Here is an 11,538-nt window from a genome sequence, read left to right on the forward strand (position 1 = left end):
ACTGGTCGAACGATTCGATCGAGCCTTGCAGCTTGATGCCGTTTACCAGGTAGATCGAAACCGGAACCTTTTCTTTTCTCAAGGTATTCAGGTAAGGGTCTTGTAGCGAATGCCCTTTTGACATATGCCGCACTCCTGTAAGGATAAATAATTGGAAAATCTGAAAAAACGATAAGTAAGGCCGGCTTTCACAAGGATAGACGGCAATCAGCAGGGACTCAGCTCAATATGGAGACGGCCCCAAGGTATTTCAAGGTGCGGGACAGATTGTCGCAGGCCAGGCTGTCGAGCCAATGCACGTCTGGCCAGCTACGCAGCCAGGTGAATTGCCGCTTGGCCAGCTGCCTGGTCGCGATGATACCGCGTTCACGCATCTCATTCTCAGTCAGCTGGCCGTCCAGGTAATCCCAGACCTGCCGATAGCCCACTGCCCGTATAGACGGCAGCCCGGCGTGCAAGTCACTTCTGGCTCGCAGCAATCGGACCTCGTCAACAAAGCCCTGTTCCAACATCTGTGAAAATCGTAACGCAATTCGCTGATGCAGAATGTGACGATCTGTAGGCGCAATCGCAAGACTGGCGACAGTATAGGGCAAATGACCGCAGGCGCTTGCGTCTGCACCGCTACTTTCAGCCAATTGACGCTGTCGATGGGCCGTCATGCTTTGCCCGCTGACCCGGTACACCTCCAGCGCCCGGATCAACCGCTGCGGATCGTTGGGATGGATGCGCGCGGCCGACTCCGGATCGACCTCAGCCAATTGCTGGTGCAGCGCCTCCAGGCCCTCGGCCTCGGCCAGGGCCTCGAGCTCGGCCCTGACCTGGGCATCGGCCGCCGGCATGTCGGCCAGCCCCTCGGTCAATGCCTTGAAATAGAGCATGGTTCCGCCCACCAGCAATGGGATATTGCCGCGGGCGGTGATCTGGGCCATCACGCGCAAGGCGTCGGCACGAAACTGCGCCGCCGAGTAAGCGTCGGCCGGGTCGCGGATGTCGATCAGGTGGTGCGGATGGGCAGCCAGCACAGCCTTGGAGGGCTTTGCCGAACCGATGTCCATGCCCCGATAGACCAGGGCGGAATCGACGCTCACCAGCTCACAGGGCAAAACCTTGCTCAGCTCGATGGCGAGGTCGGTCTTGCCCGACGCCGTCGGGCCCATCAGGAATATTGCAGGGGGCTTGCCACTCATTTCATCGACCGCGCAGGAATAGTTTGTCCAGATCATCCAGGCCCATCTGGGTCCATGTGGGACGGCCATGGTTGCACTGGCCGCTGCGCTCGGTGTTTTCCATGTCGCGCAGCAAGGCGTTCATTTCCGGGATCGCCAGGCGCCGATTGGCACGCACGGCACCGTGACAGGCCATGGTGCCGAGCAATTCGTTCAGGTGGGCCTGGATACGGTCGCTGGTGCCGTACTCCATGAGGTCCGCCAGCACATCCTGTACCAGGCGGTTGGCTTCAGCCTGCTTGAGCAACGCAGGAATCTGGCGAATCGCCAGGGTTTCCGGGCCAAGGCGCTGCAACTCGAAGCCCAGGCGCTGGAACCAGGCGGCGTGTTCTTCGGCGCAATCGGCCTCGCGCTGGCTCAGGGCGAGCGTTTCGGGCACCAGCAATGGCTGACCGCTAAGACCCTCGCTGGCCATGGCCACCTTCAGCCGCTCGTACATGATCCGTTCATGGGCGGCATGCATGTCGACGAGCACCAGGCCTGCGGCGTTCTCGGCCAGGATGTAGATGCCCTTGAGCTGGGCCAACGCGAAGCCAAGCGGGGGGATGTCGCCCTGGCTTTCCGGCAGCGCGGCGGCGCCTTCGCTCAAGGGCTTGTAGAACTCGCGATAGACCGCCTGGGCCTCGGCAGCCGGCAATGGCTGCGACGGCCTGGGTGTGTATTGATACTGGTAACCCGCGCCACTGCCACTGCCGGCAGCGGGAGACGGCGCAGCACGCGGTTGCTCGAGCACGGCCGCAGCCAGGCGCATTTCGCCCTGGGGCCCGAACTCGCCTGCCTGCTGCCCCGTCGGGCGGGTCGCCTCAGGCAGGGCAGCCGGGGCAGCCAACTGGTCTTCGGGACGCACATCGGCCAGGGCACGGTGCAAGGTGCCGTACAGAAAGTCGTGGACGCTGCGTCCTTCACGGAAGCGCACTTCGTGCTTGGTCGGGTGAACATTGACGTCCACGCCGTTGGGCTCAAGCTCAAGAAACAGGACGAAGGTGGGGTGACGGCCGTTGAACAGCACGTCCCGGTAAGCCTGGCGTACGGCATGGGCCACCAGCTTGTCGCGCACCGCGCGCCCGTTCACGAAGAAGTACTGCAAGTCTGCCTGGCTACGCGAGTAGGTCGGCAACCCGACCCACCCCCACAGGCGCAGGCCGTTGCGCTCCACGTCGATGGGCAGGGCCTGCTCCATGAAACCCGGACCGCAGATGGCGCCCACCCGCCGGGCACGGTCGGCTTCCTCGCGTGCCTCGTGCAAGCTCAGAATGCTCTTGCCGTTGTGCCGCAGATGGAAGGCCACGTCGAACCGGGCCAGGGCCAGGCGCCGTATCACTTCCTGCAAGTGGTCGAATTCGGTTTTCTCGGCCTTGAGAAACTTGCGCCGCGCCGGCGTGTTGAAAAACAGGTCGCGCACTTCCACGGACGTGCCGACTGGGTGCGCAGCAGGCTGCACCCGCGCGGTCATCTCGCGCCCTTCGGTTTCCACCTGCCAGGCTTCGCTGGCGTTGGCCGTGCGCGAGGTCAGGGTCAGCCGGGCGACCGAACTGATCGAGGCCAAGGCTTCACCGCGAAACCCCAGGCTCAGGACGCCTTCAAGGTCTTCGAGCTCGCGGATCTTGCTGGTGGCATGGCGCTCCAGCGCCAGCGGCAGGTCGTCGGCAGAGATGCCGCTGCCATCGTCGCGCACCTTCAGCAGCTTGATGCCACCCTGCTCGACGTCGACGTCGATTCGGCGAGCACCGGAGTCAAGACTGTTTTCCAACAGCTCCTTGGCAACCGATGCCGGCCGTTCCACCACCTCGCCAGCCGCAATCTGGTTGGCCAGCCGCGGGCTGAGCAGCTGGATACGTGAGCCGCCGCTCATTGCGAAGCCAACGTGGTGGCAGGAATGTCCAGGCGCTGGCCGACCTTCAGCTCATCGGTCTTTAGGCTATTGGTGCTGCGCAGGCTGGTGACGCTGACCTGATAGCGAACCGCAAGCATGGCCAGGGTTTCGCCGGGCCGCACCGTATGTTCACGCGGGCCCTGGGCGATCTTGCCGCTGTCGCGCAGCCACGCCACGTAAGTGCCTGGCGGTGGGTTCTGCTGGAAGTACTGGCGAACCCCGGTGTGAATGGAGCGCGCCAATGCCTGCTGGTGGCTGCGTGTGGCCAGCTTGGCGGCTTCTGCATTGTTCGAGATGAAGCCGGTCTCTACCAGGATCGAGGGAATGTCCGGGGACTTGAGCACCATGAAGCCGGCCTGTTCCACGCGCTGCTTGTGCAGCGAGGTGATACGCCCCATGTTGCCCAGCACCTTCTGACCGACGTTGAGGCTGGAACTGAGCGTGGCCGTCATCGACAGGTCGAGCAGCACCCCGGCCAGCATACGGTCCTTGTCATCGAGGCTGACATTGCCGGCACCGCCGATCAGGTCAGAGCGGTTTTCAGTATCGGCCAGCCAGCGTGCGGTCTCGGAGGTGGCACCGCGGTCGGACAAGGCGAACACCGAGGCGCCGAAGGCAGCGCGCGACGGGGCAGCATCGGCGTGGATGGAGATGAACAGGTCGGCGCCTTTTTTGCGGGCGATCTCGGTGCGCTTGCGCAACGGGATGAAGTAGTCGCCGGTGCGCGTCAGCTCGGCGCGAAAGCCCTTCTCGCTGTTGATCTGGCGCTGCAGTTCGCGGGCGATCTGCAGGACGATGTCTTTTTCATGCTGCCCGCTGGAGCCCGAAGCGCCTGGATCCTCGCCACCGTGACCGGCATCGATGGCCACCACGATATCGCGCTTGCCACTGGGCACCGGTGGCAGCTTGATGGCTGGCTGGGTTGGCGTGACGGGCACCGCTGGCGTGGTGGCTGGCGTTTGCACCGGTGGCGGCGCAGGCGGTGGGGCACTGGCGGCGATGGCGTCCGCCTCCTGATCGTACAGGTCGACCACCAGGCGATTACCGTATTGCGCGTTAGGCGCCAGGGTGAAGCTCTTTGGCGTGACCGATTTCTTCAGGTCCACGACCACCCGCAGGTCGGTCGGCGTGCGCTGGGCCGAGCGCACGCTGCTGATCGGCGTATTGGACGTCGCCACCTTCAAGGGTGCGCCCAGGGTTGCGCCATTGATGTCGATGACCAGCCGATCGGGTGCGCTCAATGTGAAGACACTGTGCTGCACAGGGCCAGACAGGTCGAAGACCAGCCGGGTGTTGTCCGGCGCACGCCACAGGCGCACGCTCTTGACTTGAGTGACGGCCAGAGCCTCAACGGTCACCGTTGTCAGCAAAAGCCCAACGATGGCGACCAGTGCGCGTATGCGCATACCTACCCCGCTTGCTGTTTATAGTATTCGGCCAGTGCCACGCACCAGGCGTCGCCGCGAGCCCCCTGCGGCGAAAGTACAAGCGAGCGTCCGCTCGCCTGGGGGCTTATGGTAATGGTCAGGTCAGGCTTTGGCAAAACGCCCGCACCCTTTTGTGGCCACTCGAACAGGCACAGTGGATCACCCTCGAAATAGTCACGAATGCCCATGAACTCAAGCTCCTCCGGATCGACCAGCCGATAGAGGTCGAAGTGAAAAGCTCGGACATCACCAATCTCGTAGGGTTCTACCACGGTAAATGTAGGGCTTTTCACTGCACCCGTATGGCCCAACCCACGAATAAGGCCGCGAGACAGGGTTGTCTTGCCAGCGCCGAGGTCGCCTTCCAGGAAGATGATCCCGCGCCCACCGGTCACACCGGCCAGTTGGCCGCCAAAGGCAACCATGGCCGCTTCATCGGCCAGAAACAGGTTTAAGCCAGACACGCTGAATGCTCCTCCAACAACGCACGAATCACAGGTATCAGATCACTGGCCGCCAACCCCCGGCCGCCGCTACCCAGGCGCTCGCCAGCACAGGCATGCAGCCAGACGCCCAGGCCTGCGGCGTCCCAGGCGCCAAGCCCCTGGGCCAGCAGCGCGCCGCACACACCACTGAGCACATCTCCAAGGCCTGCGCCCGCCATGGCTGGATGGCCACGGTCGCAGCGCGCCAACCGCCCTTCGGGGTCGGCGACCAAGGTACCTGCGCCTTTGAGCACGCACACACTGTTGTGGCGGCGTGCCAGCTTGCGCGCTGCACCCGGGCGGTCCGCCTGCACCGCTTCGGTGGAAATGCCCAGCAGCCGTGCAGCTTCGCCTGGGTGCGGGGTCAGGATACTGCCACTGGGCAGCGCAAGGGGCGAGGCTGCCAGCAGGTTCAGGGCATCGGCATCCCAAACCTGCGCGCCCTCGGCGTTGGCCACGGCGGACAGCAGGCTGCGCCCCCATGCCGCCTGCCCCAGGCCAGGCCCCACGACCGCCACCGAAGCGCGGCCCAGCACGGTCATCAACTGGTTGGCCGACTGCACGCCCAGGCACATGGTTTCGGGCATGCGGGTCAGCCCGGCGGCCACGTGCTCCGGCCGCGTGGCTACGCTCACCAGCCCTGCGCCGCAGCGCAACGCGGCCTCGGCGCTGAGCAGGACGGAGCCGCCGGTGCCAAGGTCGCCGCCGACCACCAGCACATGGCCGAAGTCACCTTTATGGGCCTGAGCAGGGCGTGGTGGCAGGCGGGCAACGGTCAGGCTGCTCAGCACTGTGGGGGCGTGTACGGGGTTACTGGTCTGTTGCATGGGGTCAAAAGCTCCAATGTCTGGCAGAATTATACGCACCTCTGCCCGTATTGCTTGCCCATCCATGTCCGCCTTCACTCCTGACCTCGACGCACTGGCCCATAACATCAAGCTGTGGGGCCAGGAACTGGGCTTTGCCCACGTCGGCATCGCCGGTATCGACCTGGGCGAACACGAGCATCACCTGCAGCGCTGGCTGGACGCCGGTTATCAGGGGGAGATGGAATACCTGGGGGCACACGGCAGCAAGCGCGCCCACCCCGAGCAGCTGATTCCAGGCACCGTGCGCGTCGTCTCGCTGCGCATGGACTATCTGCCCGGCGACACGCAAATGGCGCAGCGCCTGGCCCAACCGGAAAAGGCCTACGTATCCCGCTATGCCTTGGGCAGGGACTACCACAAGCTGGTGCGCAAGCGTGTGCAGTCGCTGGCCGACCGCATCCAGCAGGCCATCGGCCCCTTTGGCTACCGAGCCTTCGTCGACAGCGCGCCGGTGCTGGAAAAGGCGCTTGCCGAACAAGCCGGGCTCGGCTGGATCGGCAAGAACACCCTGCTGCTCAACCGCAAGGCCGGCAGCTATTTCTTTCTGGCCGAACTGTTCGTCGACCTGCCCTTGCCCGTAGACCAGGCCACCACCAGCGAGCACTGCGGCCGCTGCACGGCTTGCCTGGACATCTGCCCAACCCAGGCCTTCGTCGGCCCGTACGTGCTCGATGCCCGCCGCTGCATTTCCTACCTGACCATCGAGCTCAAGGGGCCGATCCCGGTGCAGTTGCGCTCGATGATGGGCAACCGGGTGTTCGGCTGCGATGACTGCCAGATCGTCTGCCCCTGGAACCGCTTCGCCAAGCCCACCCGCGAGCAGGACTTCCAGCCCCGCCACGGCCTGGAGAATGCGGAACTGGCGCAGATGTTTCTGTGGGATGAGCCTACTTTCCTGCGCAAGACCGAAGGCGGACCTCTGCGCCGTGCCGGTTATGAGCGCTGGCTGCGCAACCTGGCCGTCGGCCTGGGCAACGCCCCCTCCACGATCCCGGTCATCGAAGCCCTCAAGGCGCGACGCGACGATGCCTCGCCACTGGTGAGGGAACACGTGGAATGGGCGCTTGCCCGGCACGGGGTGGCATGACCCTCAAGGGGAGGCCGCGATAGGCCGCACAGCGGCCTCTGCACCTTTGCGGTGTAGCACAAAGCCAGGGCCCGCTAGCCCGGTGCGGGCGCCCAGCCTCACTGCTGGTCATTGTAATGAAACTTGGGCATCTCCCAGTGAAAGCGGATAGCCAGCAATCGCACCAGAAAGCCACCGAACAAGGTCAGCAGCATGGCTTGCTCTGCGGGCACCTTGAAGTAATCGCAGCCCAGGTAGAACCAGGCCGCAGCGAACGACACGCTCGCGTAAAGCTCCCGGCGGAACACAAGCGGAATGTCATTGCAGAAGATATCCCGCAAAATCCCGCCGAAGACCCCCGTGATCACCCCGCTGATGGACGCCACCAGCATGCCCTGCCCCATCTCCAGCGCGGTCATGCAACCAATGAGGGTAAAGGCCACCAGCCCCAAGGCGTCGAGTACCAGAAACAGGGTGCGCAGGCGGCGCATCATCGGCGCGATGAAAATGGTCAACAGCGCCGCGCAGCTGGTCAGCACCAGGTATTCCGGGTGCTTGACCCAGGTCAGCGGGTAGTGCCCCAACAGCACGTCACGCACCGAGCCACCGCCCAATGCGGTCACGCACGCGATCAGCACCACCCCGAACCAGTCCATGCCACGACGGCCGGCAGACAGCGCACCGGTCATCGCTTCGGCGGTGATGGCGATCAGATAAAGCATCAGCAACATGAGCAAGACCCACACCGATCACCCGCTCAAGCGACCATCAGCGCACGGCCTCGGGCAGCAGTGCCGGGGGCGTACGCCGATGGCCGCGTGAAGCGCGTGAGCTGCGTTTTTTAGAATTTGATGAAATGTTCGCGGTAGTGACGCAGCTCGGCGATGGATTCACGAATGTCGTCCAGCGCCAGGTGCGTGTTGCCCTTGCTGAAGCTGTCTCGCACTTCGGGGGCCCAGCGCGCTGCCAGTTCTTTGAGGGTGGAGACGTCGAGGTTGCGGTAGTGGAAGTAATTTTCCAGCTGACGCATGTGCCGGTACAGGAACCGACGGTCCTGGCAGATGCTGTTCCCGCAGATCGGCGACTTGCCTTTAGGTACCCACTGCTCAAGGAAGGCGATGGTCTGGGCCTCGGCCTGGGCCATGCTCACCTGGCTCTCGCGCACACGCTGGGTCAGGCCGGAGGCGCCGTGGGTGCGGGTGTTCCAGTCGTCCATGCGCGCCAGCACTTCATCACTGTGGTGGATGGCGATGACCGGGCCCTCGGCCAGCGTATTGAGGTCGCTGTCGGTGACAATGGTGGCCATCTCGATGATGACATCGCTGTCCGGATCCAGCCCGGTCATCTCCAGGTCGATCCAGATCAGGTTCTGTGGGTTTTGCATGCAGGCACTCCTCCGATGGAGGCCTATATTAGCGCAGTGCACCCCCACGAACCAAAGTGAAGCGGACAGCGTTCAGGCCCGGCATGCTAGACTGCCAGTCGTTTTCTACGCCCCGCACGGGGCCTTCTACGGAGCGTTCATGGCCAAACGCCAGCTCAACCGTCGCCAGAACTGGCGTATCGAAAAGATTCAGAACGAGCGCGCTGCACGTGCGGCAAAGCGCGAGCAGCATGCCTTGCAGGAACTGGAAGGCGGAGACCTTGGGCCCGAGCAGCTGGGGCTGGTGATCGCGCACTTCGGTGTACAAGTTGAAGTCGAAGCCCAGGATGGCGACGCCGCAGGCCAGGTGTTTCGCTGCCACCTGCGCGCCAACCTCCCTGCGTTGGTCACTGGCGACCGCGTGGTCTGGCGTGCCGGCAACCAGGGGATCGGCGTCATCGTTGCGCAGATGCCCCGTGCAACCGAACTGTGCCGGCCCAACAACCATGGCCAGCTCAAGCCAGTGGCGGCCAATGTCGACCTTATCGTCATCGTTTTCGCACCGGCGCCGGAACCGCACCCCAACCTTATCGACCGCTACCTGGTGGCCGCCGAGCATGCCGGCCTGCGGCCCCTGTTGCTGCTGAACAAGGCTGACCTGGTCAATGACGAGAACGGGCCAGGCCTGCAAGCGCTCCTGGACGTCTACCGTGAACTGGGCTACCCGCTGCTGGAAGTGTCGGCGCATCAAGGGGATGGCATGCAGCGCCTGCAGCAGGCACTGGATGGACACATCAGCGTCTTCGTCGGTCAGTCGGGGGTGGGCAAGTCGTCGCTGGTCAACAGCCTGCTGCCACAGGCCGGTACCCGGGTCGGTGACCTGTCGGAATGGTCGGGCCAGGGCACCCATACCACCACCACCGCCCGCCTGTACCACTTCCCCAACGGGGGCGACCTGATCGACTCGCCGGGCATCCGTGAGTTCGGCCTGGGGCACGTCAGCCGCACCGATGTGGAAGAGGGCTTTATCGAGTTCCGCGACCTGTTCGGCACCTGCCGCTTCCGCGACTGCAAACATGATCGCGAGCCTGGTTGCGCGCTGCTCAAGGCCCTGGAAGACGGGCGAATCAAGCCACAGCGGATGAACAGCTACCGCTCGATCATCGCCAGCCTGCCGGAAGAAACCTACTGATCAACCCTGCACGCCCAATGCAGGCGGGGTGCCTTGTCCGCCCCGGCAGTGACCGGCAGCCCAACGGGGCTGCCAAGCCTTTACTGTTCCTTGGTCTCATCCATCTTCAACGTGCCGTCCTCGAAGATGTTGAGCTTCTGGCGCAACTCACGTGGTTGCATGGGCGTCTGGTCATCGGCCGCCGAGGGTGCCGGTGCGGTCGTTGAAGGTGGCTGCGCCCCGGTAGGGGCTTGAGCCGGCGGTGGCGCGGCGCCCTGCTCGCCTTCGATATCACGCTGGGCCTTCTTGGTCAGCACGATGATGTCGATCCGACGGTTTACCGGGTTGAACGGGTTCTTGCGATCGAACAGCGACGAAGACGCATACCCCACCACCCGTGCCACCTGGCCATCTGGATAACCCCCTGCCACCAGGGCCCGCCGCGCAGCGTTGGCACGGTTGGCCGACAGCTCCCAGTTGCCGAACTCGCCAGCGCCTGCGTACGGCTTGGCATCGGTATGGCCACTGACGCTGATCTTGTTGGGCACGGTCTTGATGGTATCGGCCATGGCCAGCAGGATGTCCTCGAAATAGGGCTGCAAGCGTGCACTGCCGATGTCGAACATGGGCCGGTTCTCGGCGTCCATGATCTGGATGCGCAGGCCGTCCTGGGTGATCTCGAACAGGATCTGGTCCTTGAACTTCTGCAGCTGCGGGTTCTCCTCCACCTTGTTCTGCAACTCCTGCAGCAGCAGCTCGAGGCGCTCGCGCTCGACCTGCTCGGCCATGGTTTCCACCTGGTCCTTGTTCAGTTCGATGCTGGTGTCTGGGGTCGGCTCCGATTTGACCTCGGGGTTGATGGTCTTCTCCGGCGCCAGCTCGGGCGAGCCGCCCAGGTCGATGACGTAAGGTGTACCACTCTCGGAGAAGCCGATCGGGTCCTTGAAGTACCCGGCGATGGCGATCTTCTGCTCAGGGGTTGCGGTCGACAGCAACCACAGCACCAGAAAGAACGCCATCATGGCCGTGGCGAAGTCGGCAAAGGCGATCTTCCAGGCGCCACCGTGGTGGCCGCCGCCAAAGCGCTTTACGCGCTTGACGATGATGGGCTGATTGTTCTCCATGACTCAGCGACCGCGTACCGCTTGCTCGAGCTCGGAGAAGCTGGGGCGATGCTTGGGGTACAGCACCTTGCGCCCGAACTCCACGGCCAGCGACGGCGGCATGCCCGAGGCCGAGGCGACCAGCGAGGCCTTGATCGACTCGTACAGGTTGAGTTCTTCCTTGGCATCGTGCTCAAGGCACTTGGCCAGTGGGCCGAAGAAACCGTAGGCGGCGAGAATACCGAAGAAGGTACCCACCAAGGCGGCGCCCACGTGCATACCGATGGCTGCCTGGTCACCATCGCCCAGCGACGCCATGGTGACGACGATACCCAATACAGCTGCAACGATACCGAAGCCTGGCATGCCGTCTGCGACCCCAGTGACCGCGTGGGACGGATGCTCCAGCTCCTCCTTCATGCTCAGCAGCTCCATGTCGAACAGACCTTCGAGTTCGTGGGGGGCCATGTTGCCGGTGGACATGATGCGCAGGTAGTCGCAGACGAACGCGGTCATGCGCTCATCGGCCAGTACGGTCGGGTACTTGGCAAAGATCGGGCTGGCCGAGGCGTCTTCGATGTCGGCCTCGATGGCCATCATGCCTTCGCGGCGGCTCTTGTTGAGAATTTCATAGACCAGCCCCAGCACTTCCAGGTAATAGGCATGGGTGAAGCGCGAGCCGAACATCTTCATCGACTTCTTCAGAACGTGCATGGTCATGTAGCCAGGGTTGGCCTGCAGAAACGCACCAAAGGCCGCGCCGCCGATGATCAGCACTTCGAACGGCTGGATCAGCGCCGCAATCTTGCCGTGGGAAAGGACGTAGCCGCCGAGTACGCTCGCGAATACGACGATGATGCCGATAATTTTAGCCATAGATTCAAAGCACTTGCTGTCGTGGTCAGGGAAAGAGGCGGGGGCGGGCCAACTCTTCCTCTCCCCCTCCGCCGCA

At 63.7% G+C, this 11,538-nt stretch carries 12 protein-coding genes; 2 read left to right on the forward strand and 10 right to left on the reverse strand.

Going from position 1 to position 11,538, the window contains the following annotated elements; genetic code table 11:
• The 6 genes from ACK59L_RS20715 to ACK59L_RS20740 form a co-directional block, all read right to left on the reverse strand.
• Window positions 1-124: RNA chaperone Hfq (locus tag ACK59L_RS20715; protein WP_409275760.1), on the reverse strand; the 124-nt coding region annotated here is incomplete at its 3' end.
• Window positions 125-218: 94 nt separating this feature from the next.
• The gene (miaA, locus tag ACK59L_RS20720; protein ID WP_409275761.1) at window positions 219-1,190 is read right to left on the reverse strand and encodes a tRNA (adenosine(37)-N6)-dimethylallyltransferase MiaA; all 972 of its coding nucleotides are present in this window, start codon (window positions 1,188-1,190) and stop codon (window positions 219-221) included.
• 1 nt (window position 1,191) lies between these two features.
• Entirely contained in the window at window positions 1,192-3,081 is a 1,890-nt protein-coding gene (gene mutL / locus ACK59L_RS20725; protein WP_409275753.1) for a DNA mismatch repair endonuclease MutL, read from the reverse strand.
• Complete coding sequence (locus ACK59L_RS20730) at window positions 3,078-4,508, reverse strand: N-acetylmuramoyl-L-alanine amidase (protein WP_058605814.1); 1,431 nt, start codon at window positions 4,506-4,508, stop codon at window positions 3,078-3,080. The genes mutL and ACK59L_RS20730 overlap by 4 nt, the downstream gene beginning before the upstream one ends.
• Window positions 4,509-4,510: 2 nt before the next feature.
• Window positions 4,511-4,993, reverse strand: a complete 483-nt coding sequence (tsaE, locus tag ACK59L_RS20735; RefSeq protein WP_058605813.1) for a tRNA (adenosine(37)-N6)-threonylcarbamoyltransferase complex ATPase subunit type 1 TsaE — start codon at window positions 4,991-4,993, stop codon at window positions 4,511-4,513.
• On the reverse strand, window positions 4,981-5,841 hold the full coding sequence (locus ACK59L_RS20740; protein ID WP_078477907.1) for an NAD(P)H-hydrate dehydratase: 861 nt from the start codon (window positions 5,839-5,841) through the stop codon (window positions 4,981-4,983). Before ACK59L_RS20740 ends, tsaE begins: the two co-directional genes overlap by 13 nt.
• Before the next feature lie 64 nt (window positions 5,842-5,905).
• Between ACK59L_RS20740 and queG the strand changes: the two genes are divergently transcribed.
• Window positions 5,906-6,970 (forward strand): tRNA epoxyqueuosine(34) reductase QueG, encoded by a 1,065-nt coding sequence (queG, locus tag ACK59L_RS20745; protein WP_058637985.1) that lies wholly within the window; start codon window positions 5,906-5,908, stop codon window positions 6,968-6,970.
• A 98-nt stretch (window positions 6,971-7,068) separates the two neighbouring features.
• On the opposite strand, the gene ACK59L_RS20750 is transcribed toward queG, so the two are convergent.
• Together ACK59L_RS20750 and orn are read right to left on the reverse strand one after the other, a co-directional pair.
• Window positions 7,069-7,680: a trimeric intracellular cation channel family protein gene (locus ACK59L_RS20750; RefSeq protein ID WP_196136594.1), complete on the reverse strand. Its 612-nt coding sequence runs from the start codon at window positions 7,678-7,680 to the stop codon at window positions 7,069-7,071.
• A 110-nt stretch (window positions 7,681-7,790) separates the two neighbouring features.
• The gene (gene orn, locus ACK59L_RS20755; protein WP_027913960.1) at window positions 7,791-8,333 is read right to left on the reverse strand and encodes an oligoribonuclease; all 543 of its coding nucleotides are present in this window, start codon (window positions 8,331-8,333) and stop codon (window positions 7,791-7,793) included.
• 139 nt (window positions 8,334-8,472) lie between these two features.
• Between orn and rsgA the strand changes: the two genes are divergently transcribed.
• Window positions 8,473-9,504 (forward strand): small ribosomal subunit biogenesis GTPase RsgA, encoded by a 1,032-nt coding sequence (gene rsgA / locus ACK59L_RS20760; protein WP_409275757.1) that lies wholly within the window; start codon window positions 8,473-8,475, stop codon window positions 9,502-9,504.
• An 80-nt stretch (window positions 9,505-9,584) separates the two neighbouring features.
• Here the strand turns inward: rsgA and motB are convergent, their stop codons facing one another.
• Together motB and motA are read right to left on the reverse strand one after the other, a co-directional pair.
• Window positions 9,585-10,607 (reverse strand): flagellar motor protein MotB, encoded by a 1,023-nt coding sequence (gene motB / locus ACK59L_RS20765; protein ID WP_197844774.1) that lies wholly within the window; start codon window positions 10,605-10,607, stop codon window positions 9,585-9,587.
• 3 nt (window positions 10,608-10,610) lie between these two features.
• Window positions 10,611-11,462, reverse strand: coding sequence for a flagellar motor stator protein MotA (motA, locus tag ACK59L_RS20770; protein WP_058605808.1), 852 nt, complete (start codon window positions 11,460-11,462; stop codon window positions 10,611-10,613).
• Window positions 11,463-11,538: the final 76 nt, after the last annotated feature.

The sequence above is a fragment of the Pseudomonas sp. KCJK9111 genome (assembly GCF_046231935.1).
Lineage (GTDB): Bacteria > Pseudomonadota > Gammaproteobacteria > Pseudomonadales > Pseudomonadaceae > Aquipseudomonas > Aquipseudomonas parafulva_B.